A 22,514-nucleotide genomic window follows, 5' to 3' on the forward strand; every position below is an offset into this window, starting at 1 on the left:
TTTCATTAAAGACACAGGGAGAACGAAAATGGCACTGCAGATCAATATCGCAGCACGGCGCGAATTCAAGTCCCGCGATTTGTGGGAAATGCATACCCTTCGCGCAAAGGTGTTCCAGGGCCGCTTGGGCTGGGAAGTGCCGGTCCTGTCGGGCATGGAAATCGACGGCTACGACGCGCTCGAACCGCACTACATGATGATGCGCGAGCCCGGCGGCGGCGTCCTGCGCGGCTGCTGGCGGCTGCTGCCGACCGAAGGACCCTACATGCTCAAGGACTCGTTCGCCCAGCTGCTGCACGGGCAGGCGGCGCCCTGTCACGAGCGCATTTGGGAACTGTCGCGCTTCGCCATCGAAACCGGCGGCAGCGGCCACTTCGGCTTCTCGGAAATCACGATGGAGTCGATCGCGGCGATCATCCGCTACGGCCACGAGCAGGGCATCGAACGCTACGTCACGGTGACCACCACCGCGATCGAGCGCCTGCTGCGCCGCGCCGGCGTGGTCACCGAGCGCCTCGGTCCGCCGCTGGTGATCGGGGTCGAGACCGCGGTCGCGCTGTACGTCGACATCGAGCCGACCTGCCGGGTGCTGTTCGATACGCGCCTGGCGAGCTGAGGGAGGCGGCGTTCGCGACGGTGGTGTGGTCGCGATGCCTGCGGGGACTGCGACGCAAACCTAGGGTGGGCACGGCGTGCCCACCCTACGTGGCCCGGCCCGCCTACTTCAGCTGCTTGAGCAGGAAGGTATAGGTCAGCGCCCACATGCGCGCGGTCTGGGCATTGTTGGCGGCGCCGGCATGGCCGCCCTCGGTGTTTTCCCAGTACAGCACGTCGTGGCCCTGGTCCTGCATCAGGGCCGCCATCTTGCGCGCGTGGCCCGGGTGCACACGGTCGTCGCGGGTCGAGGTGGTGAACAGCACGCGCGGATAGTGCTTGTCCTTGAACACGTTGTGGTAGGGCGAGTACTTGCCGATGAACTCCCACTGCTTCGGGTCGTCCGGGTCGCCGTATTCGCCCATCCAGGAAGCGCCGGCCAGCAGCTGGTGGTAGCGGCGCATGTCGAGCAGGGGCACCTGGCAGACCACGGCGTTGAACAGGTCCGGCCGCTGGGTCAGCGCGGCGCCGACCAGCAGGCCGCCGTTGCTGCCGCCCATGATGCCGAGGTGGCGCGGGCTGGTCACCTTGCGCTTGATGAGGTCCTGGGCGACGGCAATGAAGTCGTCGTAGGCCTTCTGGCGATTGCCCTTCAGGGCGGCCTGGTGCCAGCGCGGCCCGAATTCGCCGCCGCCGCGGATGTTCGCCAGCACGTACACGCCGCCCTGGTCGAGCCAGGCGTTGCCGATCATGCCGCTGTAGGATGGCTTGAGCGACACCTCGAAACCGCCGTAGCCGTACAGGACGGTCGGGTTCTTGCCGTCGAGTTTCGCCTTGCGCGCCATGACCACGAAGTACGGGACCATGGTGCCGTCCTTCGAGCGCGCTTCGAACTGCTCGACCTTGTAGGGGCTGGCGTCGAAGTAGGCCGGCATGGCTTTCAGGCGCTCGCGCGCGTCGGCCCCGACCTGGCCCAGGTAGAGCGTGCTCGGATGCAGGAAGTCGGTCACGGTCAGGAAGTACTGGTCGGACTCGACGTCGTCCAGCGCCGACACGGCGAGCGTGCCGATGGCAGGCGCCGCGACATCGCGCCGCTGCCAGGCCTTGCCGTCGCGGCGCAGCTCGACCACGCGGTTCTTGACCTTGTCGAGGACCGTGAGCAGCAGGGCGTTCTTCGTGACGGCGACGCCGTCGAGCGAGGTGGTGGCGCTCGGCGTAAACAGCGCCTCGAAGTTGCGCTCGCCGCGCAGGAAGGCGGCGAAGTCGATCGCCAGCAGGCTGCCCTGCGGCCAGCTGCGGCCATTCACGGCCCAGTCCGAGCGCAGTTCGACCAGCAGCTGGTCGCGCACGGCCCAGGCGTTGGCGTCGCGCGGCTTGTCGATCCTTACCAGCTTGCCGCCTTCGCGCAGGAACAGTTCGCCCGTGTAGAAGTCGATCTGGCGCGACACGAATTCGCGCTCGAAGCCGGGCGTCGCATCCTTCCAGGCCGAGGCCGAGAGATCGGTGGCCTCGGCTTCGAAGACCGTGCGCGCGTTCGCCAGCGGCTCGCCGCGCTTCCACTCCTTGACGATGCGCGCGTAGCCCGAGCTCGTCATCGAACCGGGGCCGAAGTCGGTGGCCACGAAAATCGTGTCGCGGTCGATCCAGCCGATGCTGCTCTTCGCCTCGGGCAGGGCGAAACCCCCGGCCACGAAGGCGCGCTCCTTGAGGTCGAATTCGCGCACCACGCGGGCGTCGCCGCCGCCGCGCGAAAGCGACACCAGGCAGCGCTCGCCGCGCGGCTCCAGGCAGGACACGCCGGCCCAGACCCAGTTTTCGTGCTCGTCGCGCGCCAGCTGGTCAAGGTCGATCACGGTTTCCCAGGCTGGCGCTTCCTTGCGGTATTCGGCCAGGGTGGTGCGGCGCCAGATGCCGCGCACGTGATGGGCGTCGCGCCAGAAGTTGTACAGCCAGTCGCCGTGCTTGCCGGCGTAGGGGATGCGGTCCCTGGCGTCGAGGATGGTCTGCAGGCGCGCGCGCAGGGCTTCGTGGACGGCGCCGCCCAGTTCGCGCTCGGTCGCGTCGTTGTGCGCGCGCACCCAGGACAGCGGCCTGTCGCCGCCGACGTCTTCGAGCCAGCCATGCGGGTCGGACCCGCCGCCCTGTGCCTGCGCCTGTGCCGATGCGGCGCCGAGCGCCGCCAGTCCGAGTACCGCTTTCGCTACCATTTTTCGCATCTGGGTGTATGTACTGTTGAGCGCCCCGCGGCGCGCCGATCGCGTATATTACCAAGTATTCAAGCGGCCCCATCCTGTACGATACCGGCGATGACTCTCTCTATCACCCGCAGCATCGGCGCGGCTTTCGGCACGCGCGGCATGCGCGGCACCACGCGCCTGGTGCTGTGGGGCGCCGGCGTCTGGTTCGCGCTGCTGGTCGGCGCGCTGCTGCACATGGTCGCCAGCCGCAACGCCGAGCAGGAGGCGCGCCGCCGCTTCGAGTACAGCGCCCGCGCCGCCCAGGAGCGCCTGGCCACCGCGATCACTTCGTATTCCGAAGTCACGCGCGCCCTCGTCGCCCTGTTCTCGTCCACCAAGACGCCGGTGACGCGGCTGCAGTTCAACCGCTACGTGGCGCTGCTCGACCTGCGCGCCAACTACCCGGCGATCGATGCTGTCTCGTACTCCCAGCACGTGCCCGACAGCGCGCGCGAGGAATTCGTGGCCGCGGTGCGCGCCGACCGCAGCCTCGATCCGCTCGGCTATCCCGGCTTCGACATCAGCCCGCCGGGGCGGCGCCCGAGCTACAACGTGCTGACCTACATCGAGCCGCCCGAGAAGCTGGCCGAGAAGTTCGGCGTCGACATCACCGCGAATGCGCCGGTGGCGGCGGCGATGGCGCAGGCGCGCGATACCGGCGCCATCAGCGCCTCGGGCAGCCCGATCATGGTCTCGACACCGGTACCGCATATGGCGCTGGGCATGCGTGCGCCCGTCTACCGCGGCGGCGCCGAGCCGCACGATGTCGAGAGCCGGCGCGCGACCTATGTCGGCGCGGTGGGCATCGCGTTCTCGGTGCCGGAGCTGGTCGAGCGCGCGCTCGCCAGGCAGCAGGGACCGGCGCTGGACCTGAGCCTGTTCGCCGCCGCCAAGGGCGCGCCGCCGACCCTGGCCCTGCTCGCAAGCGACCGCCTGCTGTACGGCGACGCGTCCGTGCGCACGGCGCCACCGGGCGAGGATTATTTTGCCGAGGTGCTGCCGGTCGATTTCAGCGGCGCGCTCTGGAAGGCCCATTTCAGCGCCCGCAAGCGCGATTTGTATTCCTCCTTCGACCGCTGGCTGCCGCTGCTGGCGCTGGCGTTCGGTTTCGTCGGCGCGCTGCTGGTGTACAGCCTGTTCCTGTCGCTGTACTGGTCGCGCCGCGGCGCCATCGACCAGCGCATCCTGCTCGATACGGTGCTCGACAACCTCGACGCCTTCGTCTACATGAAGGACCGCGACCGCCGCTACCGCTACGTCAACGCCAAGATGGCGCAGGCGCTGGGCCTGCCGGCCGAGCGCGTCGTCGGCCGCCTGGACCGCGAGGTGATGCCGCCGGCCCAGGCCGACAGCAGCTGGGAGCGCCAGCGCATCGTGTTCGACGGCACCCGCCACGCCAGCCAGATCGAGGTGGTGCTGGCCGACGGCAGCACGCGCCAGCTGTGGGAGGTGAAGGTGCCGGTGCGCCTGGACGGCGACGTGAGCGGGGTGCTCTGCGTGGCCACCGACGTCACCGAACTGCACCAGCTCAAGGCCCAGGCCGACGCCGCCAACCAGGCCAAGAGCGACTTCCTGTCGAACATGAGCCACGAGATCCGCACCCCGATGAACAGCATCATCGGCATGACCCACCTGGCCCTGAAGACCGCGCTCGAGCCCAAGCAGCGCGACTACCTGGAGAAGATCTGGCACTCCGGCCAGCACCTGCTGGGCATCATCGACCACATCCTCGATTTCTCGAAGATCGAGGCCGGCCGGCTGGAGCTCGAAGTGCTCGACTTCCGGCTCGAGGCCCTGATGCGCAACCTCGAGACCCAGCTGGGCGAGGCGGCCGCCGCCAAGGGCCTGCGCCTGGTGTTCGACGTCGAGCCCGAGCTGGCCCGGCCGCTGCGCGGCGACCCCCTGCGCCTGGAACAGGTGCTGCTCAACTTCGTCGGCAACGCCATCAAGTTCTCGGAGCGCGGCGACATTACGATCCGGGCCAGAGCGGTGCGCGCCTACGGCCACGAGACCGTGGTGCGCTTCGAGGTCGAGGACCGCGGCATCGGCATCGCGCCCGCGGAGCTGGGGCGGCTGTTCACGTCCTTCCACCAGGCCGACCCCTCGACCACGCGGCGCTACGGCGGCACCGGCCTGGGACTGGTGATCAGCAAGCAGCTGGCCGAGCTGATGGGCGGCGAGGTCGGGGTCGAGAGCACGCCGGGCGAGGGCAGCACCTTCTGGTTCACGGCGCGCCTGGGGCGCAGCGACGGCGGGCGCGAACCGGGCGCCGGCGCGCCAAGGCGCGGCGCGGCGCCGGCGCCGTCGATGCAGGCCGGCGCGCCGCGCCTGGACGGCCGCGCCATCCTGCTGGTCGAGGACAACCTGTTCAGCCAGCAGGTCGGGCGCGAGCTGCTCGAGCAGGCGGGAGCCCGCGTGACGGTGGCCGACAACGGCAGCGAAGCCCTCGACGCGCTGCGCCGCCAGGCCTTCGACTGCGTGCTGATGGACGTGCAGATGCCGGTGATGGACGGCTTCGAGGCCACGCGCCGGATCCGCGCCGACGAACGCCTGCGCGACACCGTGGTGATCGCGATGACGGCCAATGCCGGCGTCGAGGACCAGGCGCGCTGCATGGCGGCCGGCATGAACGCCTTCCTGACCAAGCCGGTCGCACCCGACCACCTGGCGGCGGCGATCCTGCGCGCGATCCGGCGCGGCCCCGCGGCGCAAGGCCCCGTCGAGCGCGACCATGCCGGACAGCAGGGCGCGCGCCCGCACGCGCCGGACGACTTGGCGGGCGGCGCCGGCGCCGCAGCCCCGCCGGCGCCGGCGCGGCCGGGCGCAACGGTGCTGCTCGATACCGGCGTCCTGGCCGCCACCTTCGGCGACAATCCCGAGAAGATGCGTAAATACGCCTTCATGTTCCTCGACAGCGCACGCGAGGGCCTGGCCGAGCTCGACATCGCCCTGGTCTCGGGCGACCTGGCGCGCGCCGGCGCCGTTGCGCACCGCTTGAAGTCCTCGGCGCGCGCGGTCGGCGCCCTCGGTTTCGGCGAGGTCTGCGAAGAGCTCGAACAACAGCAGCGGCGCGGCGCGCTGGCCCAGGCGCGGGCGCTCGGCGCACGCCTGCGCAGCCTGTTCGCGCGGCTGGAGCGGCAGGTGTCGACGGAACTTGGCGCCCGCGCCACGGACACGCGGTGAGCCGGGGCGGCTTCTTCCGCCGCCGCCCCAAAAAGAGTATGCTGTGGCGCCGAGCCGCCCAACCATATTGCTATCCCTCCACCGATGTCCTCCACCATTACTCCCGGCCTGCTGATCCTGCACGGCAACCAGATGGAAATGCTGCGCGAAGCCGTCTTCGACTGGCTGCGCAACCATCCGCTCGGGCCCCTGGAGCAGGAGACCATCCTGGTGCAGTCGAACGGCTTCGCCGAGTGGCTCAAGATCGCGCTGGCGAAGGAGCTCGGGGTGTGCGCCGCCACCCGCGTGGCGCTGCCGGCGCGCTTCCTGTGGGAAGCCTACCGCGCCATGCTCGGGCGCGAGCGGGTGCCGCCGCGTTCGCCCTTCGACAAGGATCCGCTGACCTGGCGCCTGATGCGCCTGCTGCCGGCGCTGCTGCAGGAGCCGGTGTTCGCGCCGCTCACCCACTTCCTGGGCGACGGCTGCCCGGAACGCCGCCTGCAGCTGGCCGAGCGCCTGGCCGACCTGTACGACCAGTACCAGGTCTACCGCGCCGACTGGCTGACCGACTGGGAGATCGGTCGCGACCAGCTGCGCCGCGCCGGCGGCGAGCCGGTGCCGCTGGCGCCGGACCAGTGCTGGCAGGCGCGCCTGTGGCGCGCGATCCACGAGAGCATCCCGGCCATGCAGCGCGGCACCGGCCGCGCCGCCATCCACGAGGTGTTCGTCGCCAGGATCCTGTCCGGTGCGCCGCCCGTATCGAAGCTGCCGCGCCGGGTCGTGCTGTTCGGGATGTCGGCCCTGCCTTACCAGACGCTGCAGGCGATCGCCGCGCTGTCGCGCCATACGCAGGTGCTGCTGGCGGTGCCGAATCCCTGCCAGTTCTACTGGGGCGACATCATCGAGGGACGCGAACTGCTGAAGGCCGCCCACAAGCGCCAGCCGGAACGCAGCGGCGTCGACCTGGCGTCCTTGCCGATCGAGGAGCTGCACGCGCACAGCCATCCGCTGCTGGCGAGCTGGGGCCGCCAGGGGCGCGACTTCGTGCGCATGCTCGACGAGTTCGACAACGAGGAAGGGCGCCCGGAGACCGCCGGCGCCACCAGGCTGCGCATCGATTTGTTCTCCGATGGCGAAGGGGAGACCCTGCTGCAGCAGGTGCAGGCCGCCGTGCGCGACCTGCTGCCGCTGTCCGAACATCCCCAGGTGCCGCCGGCTCCTGAAGACCGCTCGATCGAGTTCCACGTCACCCACAGCACCCAGCGCGAAGTCGAGGTGCTGCACGACCAGCTGCTGTCCTGGTTCGCCCGGGACCCGACGCTGCGCCCCCGCGACGTGGTGGTGATGGTGCCCGACATCGACACCTTCTCGGCGCCGATCCACGCCGTGTTCGACCAGCACCGCAGGAACGACCCGCGCCACATTCCCTTCGAGATCGGCGACACGCGCGACCGCAGCGTCAACCCGCTGCTGGTGGCGCTGGAGTGGCTGCTGCGCCTGCCGCAGCAGCGCTGCCGCCAGAGCGAGGTGCGCGACCTGCTCGACGTGCCGGCGGTCGCCGCGCGCTTCGGCATCTTTGATGACGACCTGCCCACCCTCGGCCACTGGATCGAAGGCGCGGGCGTGCGCTGGGGCCTGGACCGCGAGCACCGCGCCGGCCTGGGCCTGGGCGCGGCCGGCGAGCAGAACGCCTGGATCTTCGGCGTGCGCCGCATGCTGCTGGGCTATGCCAGCGGCGCCGGCCAGCGCTTCGGCGACATCGAGCCGTATGCCGAAGTCGGCGGGCTGGACGCGGCCCTGGCCGGTTCGCTGGCCCAGCTGGTCGAATGCCTGCTCGAATGGCGTGCGCGACTGGCGCAGTCGCGTACGCCGGCCGAGTGGGGCGTGGAAGCGCGCGGTTTGCTGGCCGCCTTCTTCGACGGCCGCGACGAGAAGGACCGCCTGACCCTGTCGCAGCTGAACGAAGGCCTGCAATGCTGGCTCGAGATGGTCGAAGCGGGCGGCTTCGACGAGCCGGTGCCTCTCGCCGTGCTGCGCGAAGCCTGGCTGGGGCAGATCGACCAGCCGACCCTGAGCCACCAGTTCGTCTCGGGCGGCGTCACCTTCTGCACCCTGATGCCGATGCGCGCCGTGCCGTTCCGCGTGGTCTGCCTGCTCGGCATGAACGACGGCGACTTCCCGCGCCGCGCGCCCCAGGCCGACTTCGACCTGCTGGCGCTGCCGGGCATGCACCGCCCGGGCGACCGCTCGCGCCGCGACGACGACCGCTACCTGATGCTCGAAGCGCTGCTGGCCGCGCGCGACAAGCTCTACCTGAGCTGGGTCGGCCGCAACGTGCGCGACAACAGCGAGCAGCCGCCCTCGGTGCTGGTGGCCCAGCTGCGCGACTACCTGCGCGCCGGCTGGGGCCTCGACCCGAAGGACATCACCACGGAACATGCGCTGCAGCCCTTCAGCCGCCGCTACTTCGAGCAAGGCGGCTTGCTGACCTATGCGCGCGAGTGGCGCATGGCCCACGGCGCGCAAGAGGGCGGGGCCGGCACATCCGTGGAGGGCGACGCGCTGCCGCCCTACGAGCTGGAACCCGACTTCCGCCTGAAGCTGTCCGACCTGGCCAGCTTCCTGAAACAGCCGGCGCGCTACTTCTTCCGGCGCCGCCTGGCCGTGATGTTCGGCGAGGCCGAGGTGGTGGGCGAGGACGAGGAACCATTCGCGCTGGACGCCCTCGAGCGCTACTTCCTGGAGGACAGCCTGCTCGACGACGCCGGTACGCTGGAAGAAATCGGCGAGGTGCGCGCGACCCTGGATGCGCGCGCCGAGCGCCTGGCGCGCGAAGGCGTGCTGCCGATCGGCCTGGTGGGCCGGCAGTGGCAGCAGCAACTGGTCGATGGCCTGGTGCCGGTGCGCACGGCCTGGCTGAAGCTCGGCGCGCGCTTCCCGCAGGCCGCGCCCAAGCTGGCGGTCGGGCTGGAGCTGAACGGCCTGCAGCTCGACGACTGGATCGACCGCCTGCGCAGCAACGGCGAGCAGACCGCGTGGCTGATGCAGATCTCCTCGAAGGTGCTGGACAAGGCCGGCAAGCCGCGCGGCGACAAACTGATCGTGCCCTGGCTGCGCCAGCTTGCCGCCGGCGCCGCTGGGGGCGCGGGAGCGGGCATCGGCGGCTACCTGGTCGCGCGCGACGCCGTGGTCACCATGGCGCCCATCGATACCGCGCAGGCCTGTGACGAACTGGCGAACCTGGTGCGACTGTGGCGCCGCAACCTGGACGCGCCGCTGCCGCTGGCCTGCAAGACCGCGCTGGCCCAGCTGCAGGAGGGCGACCCGCGCACCGTGTACGAGGGCGGGTTCGAGCTCTCGGGCGAGGTCGACGACCCTTGCCTGGCCCGCCTGTGGCCGGACTTTGCCGCCCTGACGTCGGGCGGCGAATGGCCGGCATTGGCCGAACAACTCTACGGCGGCCTGGTCGACTGGCTTGAACAAACCGTCCAGGTGACGAAGCTCGATGGAGAACAAGCATGAGCCAACTGCTCGACGCGCTCGCCTTCCCGCTGCACGGCTCGCGCCTGATCGAGGCCAGCGCCGGCACTGGCAAGACCTGGACCATCGCCGCGCTCTACCTGCGCCTGGTGCTGGCCCACGGCGGCGACGCCGCCTTTGCCCGGCCCCTGCTGCCGAACGAGATCCTGGTGATGACCTTCACCCGCGCCGCCACGCGCGAACTGTCGAACCGCGTGCGCGAGCGCCTGGTGCAGGCGGCCGCCTACTTCCGCGGCGAGCTCGAGGTGGACGACCCCTACCTGGAGCAGCTGGTGGACAGCTACGCGGGCGAATCCGAGCGCCTGGTGGCCGCGTACCGGCTGGTGCTGGCCGCCGAGACCATGGACGAGGCGGCGATCTTCACCATCGACGCCTGGTGCCAGCGCATGCTGCGCGAGCACGCCTTCGACAGCGGCAGCCTGTTCGACGAGGAACTGGTCAGCGACGAGCGCGCGCTGTTCGAGGACGCCGCCCACGACTACTGGCGCCAGCATGTCTATCCCTTGAACAGCCAGGCGCTGGCCGCCGTGCTCGACACCTGGCGCGACGTCGACAGCCTGAAGTCGGCGGTGCGCGACCTGGTGCAGCGCACCGCGGTGCTGGGCGCGCCCGATCCCGAGCCGCTGGCAAGCCTGGTCGCGCGGGTGCAGCGCGCGCAGCAGGCGGAACTGGCGCGCCTGAAGGAAGGCTGGAGCGAACGGGCGGACCAGATGGAGCGCTGGATCGCCGGCCAGCGCGACGTCAATCCGAAATGCTTCAACGGCAACAAGATGCGCGCAGATTCGCTGCTGAAGTGGTTCGAGGGTCTGCGCGCCTGGGCGGGCGACGCCGCGATGCTGCACCCGGACATCTCCGACACCGCCTGGAAGCGCCTCACGCCGGACGGCATCATGGACGCCTTCAGCAAGGACTTCAGCGCGGAAGTGCCGGACTGCTTCGACGCCACCGCCGCCCTGCGCGAGGCCCTGCAGGCGATCGACCCGCTGGCCCACGCGCTGCTGCGCCACGCCGCCGGCCACATCGCGGCGCGCATGGCGGAACTGAAGCAGCGCACCCGCCAGTTCGGCTTCGCCGACATGCTGGTGCGCCTGAAGGAGGCGCTCGAAGGGCCGAACGGCGAAGCGCTGCGGCGGCGCATCGTGACCCAATACCCGGTGGCCCTGATCGACGAATTCCAGGACACCTCGCCCGACCAGTACCGCATCTTCGACCTGCTGTACCGCGTCGCCGACAACAACCCGGAGCAGGGCCTGTTCCTGATCGGCGACCCGAAGCAGTCGATCTACGGCTTTCGCGGCGCCGACATCCACAGCTACCTGGCGGCACGCCGCGCGACCGCCGGCCGCCATTACCAGCTCGGCACCAACTTCCGCTCGACTTCCGCGTTGGTGGAGGCGGTGAACCGCCTGTTCCAGCACGCCGAGGGCCATGGCGGGCATCCGGGCTACGCCGCCGGCGCCTTCCGCTTCCGCAAGGGCGAGGTCAATCCGTTGCCTTTCGAGGCGGTCAAGGCGGCCGGACGCAAGGCGCAGCTGGTCGGCGTCGACGGGCCCTACCAGGCGCTCGCCATGTGCGCGGCCGAGGCCGAGGACATGAAGATGGACGAGTACCGCGAATTCTTCGCCCAGCACTGCGCCGAGCACATCGTCAAGCTGCTGAACGACGAGCGCGTGGGCTTCCAGGAGGACGGACGCTTCACGCGCCTGATGCCGGCCGATATCGCGATCCTGGTGCGCGACCGGCGCGAGGCGGCGGCGATCCGCCACGCCCTGATGCGGCGGCGCGTGGCCAGCGTCTACCTGTCGGACAAGGACTCGGTGGTCGAGAGCGAGGAAGCGCACGACGTGCTGCGCTGGCTGCACGCGGTGGCGAACCCGCTCGACGGCCAGCTCGCGCGCGCGGCGCTGGCCACGCGCACGGCCGGCCTGCCGCTGGCGGAGCTGGCCAGGCTGTCGAGCATCGAGACCGCCTGGGAAGAGCGGGTCGAGCAGCTCAAGGCCCTGCACGCCTGCTGGCAGCGCCAGGGCGTGCTGGCCATGCTGCGCCGCTTCATCCACGAGCTCGGCCTGCCGGCGCGCCTGCTGCGCGAACCCGGCGGCGAGCGGCGCCTGACCAATTTGCTGCACCTGGCCGAACTGCTGCAGGGAGCCTCCGCCCAGCTCGACGGCGAGCAGGCCCTGATCCGCTGGTTCGCCGAACAGGTCGAGGGCCTGGGCGAGGGCGGCGACGAGCGCGTGCTGCGCCTGGAGTCCGACGCCGAACTGGTGAAGGTCATCACCGTGCACAAGTCGAAGGGCCTGGAGTACCCGCTGGTCTACCTGCCGTTCGCCGTCACCGCACGCAAGACCGACAAGCGCAACCGCACCTTCTTCGAGTACGTCGACGAAGAGGGCGGGCGCAGGATCGACCTGGCCCTGACCGACGAGGCGCTACAGGCGGTGGACCGCGCGCGCCTGGAGGAAGACCTGCGCCTGCTGTACGTGGCGCTGACGCGTGCGCGCCACTTCCTGTGGCTGGGCGTGGCGGCGATCGCGGCGGGCAGGAAGGGCGAGAACCGCCTGCACGAGTCGGCGCTGGGTTATTTGCTGGGTGGCGGCAGCCCGGTCGAGAGCGCCAAGCTGCACGAGCATCTGCAACGGCTGCGTGGCGACTGCGGCGGCATCGCGCTGCACACCCTCGACCCGCTGGACGGCTGCACGGTGCTCGACCGGGTCGAGACGCGCGCCCCGCTGGTCGAGCCGGCCCCCTTCGACGCCCAGTTCGAGCGCAACTGGTCGGTCGGCTCCTTCACCTCGATCACGCGCCACACCGTGGCGGCGGCGCCCCAGCGCGCGGCCGAGGAAACCCTGCTCGAGGAAGACGAGGTCGCGGTCGCCGCGCCGCGTGGTGAGGACGCGCCCTGGCATCGCTTCCCGCGCGGCTCGGTGCCCGGCAACTTCCTGCACGAGCAGCTCGAGTGGATCGGCCAGGAGGGTTTCGGCATCGTCGACGACCCGCATTTCGACGCGCGCCTGGCCCAGCGCATCGAGCGCGCCGGCTGGGGCAACCGGCTGGACGACGCGCTGGCCTGGCTGAAGACGGTCGTCACCACGCGCCTGCCGCCGCTGGGGGCCAGCCTGTCCGAGATCGAAGCCCCGCTGCCCGAGATGGAATTCTGGTTCCCCAGCGAGGGCCTGGCCGTGGGCGAACTCGACCGCCTGTGCCGGCGCCGCCTGCTCGGCAACACGCCGCGCCCGACCCTGCCCGAGCGCGAGCTGCACGGCATGCTCAAGGGCTTCGCCGACCTGGTGTTCGAACACGAAGGCCGCTACTGGGTGCTCGACTACAAGTCGAATGCGCTGGGCAATGGCGACGCCGCCTACACCAGGCGCGCGATGGAGGAGGGCATGGCCGGGCACCGCTACGATATCCAGGGCGCGATCTACATGCTGGCGCTGCACCGCCTGCTCAGGAGCCGCCTGGGCGAATCCTATGACCCGGCCGCGCAGCTGGGCGGCGCGATCTTCCTGTTCCTGCGCGGGATCGCCAACAGCGCGACCCACGGCTGCTGCCTGCTCGAGCCCGACCTGGCGCTGCTCGATGGCCTGGACCGCCTGCTGGCCAAGGAAAGTCTCGTATGAAGGAATCCGTGAAACACGAAGCCCGGATAGACGCCCTGTGGGCGGAAACCGCGCGACTGACGGAAAGCGGCGAACTGCGCCGCCTGTCCGGCGCCTTTGCCCGTTTCGTCGCCTCGCTCGGCGCCACCTCGCCGGCGCTGCTGCTGGCGGCCACGGTCTTGTCCGAGCTCGAAGGGCGCGGCCACAGCTGCCTGCAGTTGTCCGACATTGCGAATGACCCGGCCGGCCTGCTCGGCTGGAGCCGGGAGCAGTGGCAGGGCCTGGCGGACACCGCCGCGCCGCTGCCGAAGACGATGAAGGCCTGGGCCACCCAGCTGGCCGCCTGCGAGCAGGTCTGGCGCGTGGGCGACCTCGACTACGGCGAGCCGCTGGTGTTCGACGGCGAACGCCTCTACCTGCGCCGCTACTGGCGCGACGAGACCGTGGTCGCCGCCAGCATCCGCGCCCGCGCCGCCGCCACGCACCCGGTCGACGCCGCCAAGGTGCGCAGCTGGCTCGACCTGCTGTTCTTCTCGCAACGTGCTTCGGAAAAGCCGGACTGGCAGAAGCTGGCCTGCGCCGTGGCCCTGCGCGGCTCGGTCGCGATCATCACCGGCGGCCCTGGCACCGGCAAGACTTATACGGTGGCGCGCCTGCTGGCGCTGCTGTTCGCGACCGCGCCGGACGCCGCGCGCCAGCGCATCGCCCTGGCTGCGCCGACCGGCAAGGCCGCCGCGCGCCTGAAGCAATCGATCGACAAGGCGCTCACCGAACTGGCCGAGCGCGTCGGCGAGGCGCTGCCGCTGCGCCAGCTCACCGAGCGCATGGGCGCCGCCCGCACCCTGCACAGCCTGCTGGGCGCGCGCCCCGACAGCCGCGCCTTCGCCCACCACGCCGGCAACCCGCTCGACGTCGACGTCCTGATCGTCGACGAAGCCTCGATGGTCCACCTCGAGATGATGGCCTGCCTGCTGGACGCGCTGCCGCCCGGCGCGACCCTGGTCCTGCTGGGCGACAAGGACCAATTGGCCTCGGTGGAGGCGGGCGCCGTGCTGGGCGACCTCTGCCACGACGCCCAGGCCGGCGGCTACAGCCGCGAGACGGCCGACTACGTGCGCATCGCCAGCGGCGAGGAACTGCCCGGGGAATTCCTCGGCGGCGCCGGCCCGCTGGCCCAGCAGACCGTGATGCTGCGCCACAGCCGCCGCTTCGGCGGCCCGATCGGCCAGCTGGCGCTTGCGGTCAACGCGGGCGACGCCGCGCGCGCCGAGGCGGTGCTGCGCGCCGGCGACGACGCCGTGCGCTGGATCGAGCACGCGCACCAGCACCAGGTGGTGAATCTCGCCCTGGAGGGCTACCAGCCCTACCTGGAGGTGCTTCGCGCGGGGCCGGATGGGGCCGCGCACGAGGACTGGGTGCGCGCCGTGCTGCAGCACTTCGAAGCCTTCCGCATCCTGTGCGCGGTGCGCGAAGGGGAGTGGGGCGTGTCCGGCCTGAACACGGCGATCGAGGGGCGCCTGGAGGCGGCCGGCCTGCTGCGCTGCGGCGGCGAGTGGTACGTCGGGCGGCCAGTGATGGTGACACGCAACGACTACGGCACCGGCGTCTTCAACGGCGACATCGGCCTGACCCTGGCCGACCCGGCGCGTCCCGGCTCGCTGCGGGTCTACTTCCTGGAAGGCGACAAGGTGCGCTCGGTGCTGGCCACGCGCCTGCGCAACGTCGAGACGGCCTACGCGATGACGGTGCACAAATCGCAAGGCTCGGAGTTCCGCCACACGGTGCTGGTGCTGCCCGAGGACCGGCACGGCATCCTGACGCGCGAGCTGGTGTACACCGGGATCACGCGCGCCAGCGCGGAATTCACGCTGGTGTCGCCGACCGGCGCGGTGCTGGCCGAGGCGGTGGAGCGAAGGACGCACCGGGCGAGTGGCTTGCGCAGCCTGATCGAGCGGTGAACCGGTAGCCTTTCTCGAGAACTGCCCGGCGAAGGTCTCATGCCGTTCAGCCGTAGGGCGGGCACGGCGTGCCCACCCTACGGCTCCGCGGCTTCTCGCCCGCGCACGTCAAGAAAGCCCGCAATTGGCGGGAAACGGGCGTTGCCGGACCGCCGCACATCGCCCCTGAAACGCCACGGCCCCTGTCGGTTCGGCCGCCGCTCCGGTATCATGCGGGGATGAATCAGAAATCCTTTCTACCGTTTGTCATTGGTGTCGCCGGCGGTAGCGGCAGTGGCAAGTCGACGGTAACCCAGCAAGTGCTCGCGTCGTTCGGCGCCGAGATGGTGTCGGTGGTGATGCAGGACGATTACTACCGCGACCAGTCCGACCTCACCCCCGAAGTACGCCGCAAGCAGAACTACGACCACCCGCAGGCCTTCGACTGGCCGCTGCTGGTGCAGCACGTCAAGGCCCTGCGCAATGGCGAAGCGATCGAAATGCCGGAGTACGACTTCACGATCGACAACCGCTCGAACAAGACCATTCCCGTGAAACCCGCACCGGTGATCGTGATCGAGGGCCTGTTCGCCCTGTACGACGCCGACCTGCGCAACATGATGTCGCTGAAGATCTTTGTCGACACCGCTTCCGACGTGCGCTTCATCCGCCGCATGCAGCGCGATATCACCGAGCGCGGCCGCACGGTCGAGAGCGTGGTCGGCCAGTACCTGGAAACGGTGCGCCCGATGCACAAGCAGTTCATCGAGCCGACCAAGCGCCACGCCGACGTCATCCTGCCGCACGGCGCGAACGGCCCGGCGGTCGACGTCATCACCACCAAGGTGGCGAGCGTCATCGGCCAGTTGAAGCGGTCCTGATCCCGACGCCGGGAATGTTCCCGGCGCCCGTTCCGCCGCCTCCGCAACCGCGCCCTGCTTTGACGTTGTAGCAATCAGGAAATTGCAATACTATCCAGAACCTTGAGGTGCGCCGCAGCCGCCGCGCCCACCCATCGTTCCGCACTTACCGTTCCATTGCAAGGACCTGATTGTATGAAGACGCTCCCCTCGAAGCTCCTGCTGGCCGTCTGCCTGTCGTCGGCTTTCCTGGCTCCCGCCTGCGCCGCGAAGTCGACGTCAACCGCAGCCGCCGCCGCGCCGCAAGCCGGCCTGAAAGTGGACTTCCAGAAGTTCATCCTGCCGAATGGCCTCGAGGTCATCTTCCACATCGACCGTTCCGACCCGGTGGTTGCCGTCAACCTGACCGCCCACGTCGGCTCGGCCCGCGAAAAGGCGGGGCGCACCGGTTTCGCCCACCTGTTCGAACACCTGCTGTTCCTGGAATCGGAAAACCTGGGCAAGGGCGGTCTCGACAAGATGACCGCGCGCATCGGCGGCTCGGGCGCCAACGGCTCGACCTCGCAGGACCGCACCAACTACCTGCAGACGGTGCCGAAGGACGCGCTGGAAAAGATGATCTGGGCCGAAGCGGACAAGCTCGGCTGGTTCATCAACACCGTCACCGAGCCGGTGCTGGCCAAGGAAAAGCAGGTCGTCAAGAACGAGAAGCGCCAGGGCGTCGACAACGCGCCCTACGGCCACACCCGCTACGTCATCAACAAGGCCCTGTACCCGGAAAACCACCCCTACAACTGGCAGGTGATCGGTTCGCTCGAGGACCTGCAGAATGCGACCCTGGACGACGTCAAGGAGTTCTATCGCCTGTGGTACGTGCCGAACAACGTGACCCTGGTGATCGCGGGCGACTTCGATCCTGCCCAGGCGCGCAGGTGGGTCGAGAAGTACTTCGGCGAGATCAAGCGCGGCGCGCCGGTCGAGGCGATCGCCAAGCGCCCGGGCGTGGTGAAGCAGACCGTCAAGCTGGCGCACGAGGACAACTTCGCGAAGCTGCCGGAACTGACCATGGCCTGGCCGACCGTCGAGGACCTGCATCCGGATTCGTATGCCCTCGAGGTGCTGGCCGAGTACCTGTCCGAAACCAAGCGCGCGCCGTTCTACCAGGTGCTGGTGGAAGACGCCAAGCTGGCGCCGAAGGTCCAGATCGGCAACCAGAGCGCCGAACTGGCCGGCCAGTTCATGCTGAAAGTGCGCGCCTTCGAGGACAAGCCGCTCGACCAGGTCGCCGCCGCGGTCGACCAGGCCTTCGCCAGGTTCGAGAAGGAGGGGATCTCCGAGCGCGACCTGAACCGCATCAAGGCCGGCCTCGAGACCCGTTTCTACAACGCGATGTCCAGCGTGCTCGGCAAGTCGGCCCTGCTGGCCGAGTACAACTACCTGACCGGGAATCCGGGCCAGGCCGAAGAAGGCATCAGGAAGACGCTGGCCGTCACCCCGGCCGACGTGCGCCGCGTCTACGACACCTACATCAAGGGCAAGCCCTACGTGGCGACCAGCTTCGTCCCGAAAGGCAAGCTGGCGCTGGCCCTGAGCGGTTCGAGCAAGGCCGACGTGGTCGAGGAGAAGGTGGTGCAGGGCGCCGAGAACGCGGTCGACCCGAGCGCGAACGCCGAGTACACGCGCACCCCGTCCAGTTTCGACCGCAGCAAGGAGCCGCCTTACGGCGCGGCGCCGGTGGTGAAGGTGCCGCAGGTCTGGGACACCAGACTGGCGAACGGCATGCGCGTGGTCGGGATCGAGAACAAGGAGGTGCCGCTGGTGCAGTTCGACATCGCCATCGACGGCGGTCTGCTGCTCGACCAGCCGGAAAAGGTGGGCGTCGCCAATCTGATGGCGCGCCTGATGACCCAGGGCACCGCGAAGAAGACGCCGGAAGAGCTGGAAGAAGCGATCCAGCAACTGGGCGCGACCATCGACGTGTCGGCCCGCAGCGAAGACGTGCGTATCAGCGTCACGACGCTGGCGCGCAACTACCAGGCCACCCTCGATTTGGTCGAGGAAATCCTGCTGCAGCCGCGCTGGGACGAGAAGGAGTTCGCCCTCGTCAAGCAGAGCGTGCTGAGCCAGATCCGCCAGCAGGAAGCCGACCCGAACGCGCTGGCGGCCATCCACTTCGGCAAGCTGGTCTACGGCAAGGACGACCCGCGTTCGCGCAACATCCTCGGCACGGTCGAGAGCGTGAACGCGATCGGCATCGACGACCTGAAAGCCTGGTACCGCGCCAACCTGTCGCCGTCGGTGGCGCGCATGCACGTGGTCGGCGCCTTGCCGAAAGCGGCGATCACCCGCTCGTTGACGAAGCTGGGCCGCGACTGGAAAGCCCATCCGGTGAAGCTGCCGGCGGCCGTGGCGGCGGGCGAGCGTGCGCCTGCGAAGGTGTATTTTGTCGACGTCCCGGACGCCAAGCAGTCGGTGCTGCGCATCGGCTACCGCGCGCTGGCGGCGACCGACCCGGACTTCTACCCGGCGACCGTCACCAACTACATCCTGGGCGGCGGCGGCTTCGCCTCGCGCCTGACCCAGCAGCTGCGCGAAGGGAAGGGCTACACCTACGGCATCAATTCGTCCTTCAGCGGCAGCCAGAGTGCAGGACCGTTCACCATCGCCAGCGGCGTGCGCAGCAACGTCACGCTCGAATCGACCCAGCTGGTGAAGCAGATCCTGCAGGACTACGCCCCGACCTATTCGGCGGCGGACCTGGAAACCACCCGGAACTTCCTCGTCAAGAGCAATGCGCGCGCCTTCGAGACGGCGGGCGCCAAGCTGGCCATGCTCGACAACATCAGCAAGTACGGCTGGCGCGCGGACTACGTCAAGCAGCGCGAAGGCGTCGTCAAGGCGATGACGCTGCCGCGCGTGCAGGCGCTGTCGCAGAAGTACCTCGATCCGTCGAGGATGGTCTGGCTGGTGGTGGGCGATGCCAAGACGCAGCTGCCGCGGATGAAGGAGCTGGGGTTTGACGAGCCGGTGATGCTTGCCCGGTAATCGGTCAACCGGGCGCGCAGCGCTGCGGCATTGTCCGTCGGTCGATGCCGCAGCGGCAGGGCGCACTTTCTTCGTTGATTGTTTTTATTGTAACTAAATGTGCTGTATTTTTGTGAATCACTTTTTACGAACGGGTTCACAATGAAGATGAGCTTCCTGGCACGCGCGTCGAGCGTCGCTGCATTCCTGCTGATCCTCGCGCCCGCGCATGCCCAGATCCGCACGGATCAGGGAACCGATGTGTCGGAAAGCTGCGAACGGGGACTGGCCCTACCGGCGCCGTATGGTGAGTCGGACCTGAAGGGCAATGCCAAATTCCCGGCATACTGCAAGTGCTTCATGAGCAAGTTCGAAGTGCGCGCGATGAAAGCGGCGAAATACATGCAGGCGAATCCCGGCAAAGCGCCGCCAGGGACGCTGGAACAGTCGAATGCCGAGGAACTGGAGATGCGTAATTCCTGCCGTAAGCAATTCGGCTTGCCGCAGGTAGTGCTTCCGAAGTAAGCCGGACGGTAGCGCTCGGCGCGGCTGCATGTCGTGCCGCGCGCTTACCGTAGCACGAAGTACCGCCACGCGATGTCGTTCCCGGGCTTGCCCGGCCATCGCGGTGGCTGCGGCGCCAGGGCCTGCTCTCTTACGCCCGACCCGAAGTGTTGATATATTGATCCCCTGATCAATTCGCCCGACGGACGCCGCTGTCGTCCAGGCCAGCACTCCATGACAACACACCGCCCCTGGTACTTCGGCTGGAACATCGTCGCCGCCGCCACCCTCCTGACCACGCTGACCGTCGGCATGCGCCTCGGTATCGGCCCCTTCTTCCTGCCCATGGCCGAGGACCTCGGCTTTTCGCGCAGCCTGCTGGCCTCGATCATCGCCATCGGCATGCTGTGCTACGGCCTGGCGATGCCGCTGGCGGGCTACCTGGTCGGCCGTTACGGCACCCGTTTCGTGCTGCTGCTCGGCACCGCCATCGTGTTCGTCTCGATCGCCTGGACCGTCAACGCCCGCACGCCGCTGGGCTTCCTGCTCGCCTTCGGGGTGCTGATGTCGGTCGGCCTCGGCTTCACCAGCCCGGTCGCGCTCACGCCCATCATCAGCCGCTGGTTCACGCGCCAGCGCGGCATGGCGCTGTTCTTCCTGTCGACCGGGTCGATGGCCGGCATGGCGATCCTGACGCCGGTGCTCGCGTCCGCGATCGGTGCGGTCGGCTGGCAGGCCACGCTGGTCGGCTTCGCGCTCGTGTTCGCCGTGGTGACGATTCCGGCCGCGCTGCTGTGCATGCGCGAGGCGGCGCCGGCGCACACCGACCTGCTGCCGGAGCAGGTCAGCGCCCAGGCCGCGAGCGGCAAGCCGGCGCCGGCCAGCCTGTCGTTCCGGGAAGCCGTGTGGACTTCGCCGTTCTGGAAGATCGTGACCGGCCTGTTCGCCTGCGGCTTCAGCATGAATTTGCTCGGCACCCACGGCGTGCCGATGCTCATGGACCATGGCTTCGATGCGATGACGAGCTCCTACGGCATCGGCCTGATCGGCCTGGTGGCGATCCTCGGCACGCTGGTGCTGGGCCGCCTGTCGGACCGCCTGCCGCGCCGCAACATCCTCGGCACGATCTACCTGGTGCGCGGCCTCGGCTTCTTCGCGCTGCTGGCGGTCGGCACCCACTGGGAACTCTACATCGCCGCGGCGATCGGCGGCATGGTCTGGGCCGGCAGCATCGCCACCTCCTCGGCGATGCTGGCCGATATCTATGGCGTGCGCCTGGTCGGCGTCATGTACGGCACCGCCTATCTCGGCCACCAGGTCGGGGCCATGCTCAGCTCCTGGCTGGGCGGGTGGGGCTACGAGCACTTCGGCACCCACTGGGTGGCCTTCGGCATGTCCGGCGTGCTGCTGGTGATCGCCGCCTTCGTGTCGCTGCGCCTGCCCCTGAAGGGCTACACGCTGATGGCGCCCGCCGCGGCGCGCGCCTGAAGATCAGGACCGCGCCTGCGCCAGCAGGCGCTGCACGGTGCGCGTCATCTCGTCGAGCCGGTAGGGCTTGCGCAGCAGCGGCGCCTGCCTGAATCCTTCCCCGGCGCGATCGAGGTCGCTCGCGCAGCCCGAGGCGAACAGCACCCTGGCGTGCGGCAGGTGCTCGGCCGCCGCCAGGGCCAGTTCGTAACCATCCGTCGCGCCGGGCATCGCGATATCGGTGAACAGCAGGTCGATCGGCAGGCGCTGGCGGATCAGTGCGAGTGCGGTCTCGCCGTCGGCCGCCTCGAAGGTGCACAGGCCTTGCTGGCGCAGGACCTCGGCGCTGGCCGCGCGCACCGAGGGCTCGTCCTCCACCACCAGCACGGTCCGGGCCCGCGCCGCGGGCTGCGCGGGGAAGTGCAGGCTCACCGTGGTGCCCGCATCCGGCGTGCTGGCGAGCGCGATCTGGCCGCCGCTTTGCTTGACGAAGGCGAAGGCCAGGCTCAGGCCGACGCCGCCGCGGCGCCCGCCGGCCTTGGTCGAGAAAAAGGGTTCGAAGGCGCGCCGCTGCACGTCCGCGCTCATCCCGGCGCCGTCGTCGGCGACGCGGATGCGCAACTGATCAGATCCGCCCGTGGCCTCACCCGCGGGCGCGCGTTCGGCGCCGACCTCGATCACCAGGTGGCCGTCGGGCGCCATCGCGTCGGCCGCATTCTGGACGAGATGGAGGATGCTCTGTTCGAAGCCGGCCTGGTCGAGCGCGACCAGCGGCGCATCCGCCGCGGCCGAGATGGTGAGCGAGCGCGCGCCCAGCGCCTGCCTGAGCCGGCCTTCCATGCCGCGCAACAGGGCGGCGGCATCGACGATCACCGGGCGCAGGGGCTGGCGCCGGGCAAAGGCGAGCAGCCGGTCGGCCAGCTGGGCGCCGCGGCGCACGCCCTCCGAGGCGGCGTCCAGGCGGCGGGTGGTGCGCTCGTCGCTCCGGTGCGCCAGGCGCAGCAGCTGCAGGTGCCCGTTGATGAGCTGCAGGACGTTGTTGAAGTCGTGCGCGACGCCGCTGGTGAGCTGGCCGATCGCTTCCATCTTCTGCACTTCGTGCAGCGCGGCCTCGGCCTCGGCCAGTTCGCGCGTGCGCGCGAGCAGCTCGGCCTGGCTGGCGTCGAGCGAATGCCTGGCGCTGTCGCGCTCGAGGGCGGTCAGGCAGGCGCGCGAGTGCGCGCGCAGGCGCGCCGCCAGTTCGATCCGGTCCGGCCACTTGACCAGGTAGTCCATGGCGCCGGCCGCGAATCCTTCGGCCTTGGCGTGCGGATTGTCGTTCGAGGACAGCATCACGACCGGCACCTCGGCCAGGCGCGCGCGTTCCTTGAGCGCGCGGATGACGTCGAGTCCGTCGACCGGCGGCATGCGCAGGTCGACCAGCATCACGGTCGGTCCGAACGCCTCGGCCACCGGCACGGCCTGCAGCGGATCCTGCAGGTATTCGACGACGAAACCGGTCTCGTCGGCCAGCATGGCCTGCATCAGTTCCGCGTTGATGGGCTGGTCGTCGATCAGGAGGAGACGGTGTTCGGTCATGGGATTGGATAG

The 22,514-nt window shown here is 69.5% G+C and carries 11 protein-coding genes; 9 read left to right on the forward strand and 2 right to left on the reverse strand.

What is annotated here, in order from left to right; genetic code table 11:
* Positions 1–28 precede the first annotated feature (28 nt).
* Positions 29–616 (forward strand): acyl-homoserine-lactone synthase, encoded by a 588-nt coding sequence (locus RT688_RS12945; protein WP_313705292.1) that lies wholly within the window; start codon positions 29–31, stop codon positions 614–616.
* 103 nt (positions 617–719) lie between these two features.
* Here RT688_RS12945 and RT688_RS12950 read toward each other — a convergent pair whose 3' ends face one another.
* Positions 720–2,801 carry a prolyl oligopeptidase family serine peptidase gene (locus tag RT688_RS12950; protein WP_313705293.1) on the reverse strand — a complete coding sequence of 694 codons (2,082 nt, stop codon included), beginning with the start codon at positions 2,799–2,801 and terminating at the stop codon, positions 720–722.
* A 99-nt stretch (positions 2,802–2,900) separates the two neighbouring features.
* Here RT688_RS12950 and RT688_RS12955 point away from each other — a divergent pair, with 99 nt between their 5' ends.
* The 8 genes from RT688_RS12955 (at position 2,901) to RT688_RS12990 (ending at position 20,945) form a co-directional block, all read left to right on the forward strand.
* Entirely contained in the window at positions 2,901–6,014 is a 3,114-nt protein-coding gene (locus RT688_RS12955) for a CHASE domain-containing protein (RefSeq protein WP_313705294.1), read from the forward strand.
* An 84-nt stretch (positions 6,015–6,098) separates the two neighbouring features.
* Complete coding sequence (gene recC, locus RT688_RS12960; RefSeq protein ID WP_313705295.1) at positions 6,099–9,515, forward strand: exodeoxyribonuclease V subunit gamma; 3,417 nt, start codon at positions 6,099–6,101, stop codon at positions 9,513–9,515.
* Entirely contained in the window at positions 9,512–13,153 is a 3,642-nt protein-coding gene (gene recB, locus RT688_RS12965; RefSeq protein WP_313705296.1) for an exodeoxyribonuclease V subunit beta, read from the forward strand. The genes recC and recB overlap by 4 nt, the downstream gene beginning before the upstream one ends.
* Positions 13,150–15,090 carry an exodeoxyribonuclease V subunit alpha gene (gene recD / locus RT688_RS12970; RefSeq protein WP_409521915.1) on the forward strand — a complete coding sequence of 647 codons (1,941 nt, stop codon included), beginning with the start codon at positions 13,150–13,152 and terminating at the stop codon, positions 15,088–15,090. The genes recB and recD overlap by 4 nt, the downstream gene beginning before the upstream one ends.
* Before the next feature lie 218 nt (positions 15,091–15,308).
* Entirely contained in the window at positions 15,309–15,950 is a 642-nt protein-coding gene (gene udk / locus RT688_RS12975) for a uridine kinase (protein WP_313705298.1), read from the forward strand.
* Between the two features lie 174 nt (positions 15,951–16,124).
* The gene (locus tag RT688_RS12980; protein WP_313705299.1) at positions 16,125–18,974 is read left to right on the forward strand and encodes a pitrilysin family protein; all 2,850 of its coding nucleotides are present in this window, start codon (positions 16,125–16,127) and stop codon (positions 18,972–18,974) included.
* A 141-nt stretch (positions 18,975–19,115) separates the two neighbouring features.
* Positions 19,116–19,478, forward strand: a complete 363-nt coding sequence (locus RT688_RS12985) for a hypothetical protein (RefSeq protein WP_313705300.1) — start codon at positions 19,116–19,118, stop codon at positions 19,476–19,478.
* Positions 19,479–19,691: 213 nt separating this feature from the next.
* Positions 19,692–20,945, forward strand: a complete 1,254-nt coding sequence (locus RT688_RS12990) for an MFS transporter (RefSeq protein ID WP_313705301.1) — start codon at positions 19,692–19,694, stop codon at positions 20,943–20,945.
* A 3-nt stretch (positions 20,946–20,948) separates the two neighbouring features.
* Here the strand turns inward: RT688_RS12990 and RT688_RS12995 are convergent, their stop codons facing one another.
* Positions 20,949–22,502 (reverse strand): response regulator, encoded by a 1,554-nt coding sequence (locus tag RT688_RS12995; protein WP_313705302.1) that lies wholly within the window; start codon positions 22,500–22,502, stop codon positions 20,949–20,951.
* Between the last annotated feature and the right edge of the window lie 12 nt (positions 22,503–22,514).

The sequence above is a fragment of the Massilia sp. genome, from assembly GCF_032106685.1.
Lineage (GTDB): Bacteria > Pseudomonadota > Gammaproteobacteria > Burkholderiales > Burkholderiaceae_D > Telluria.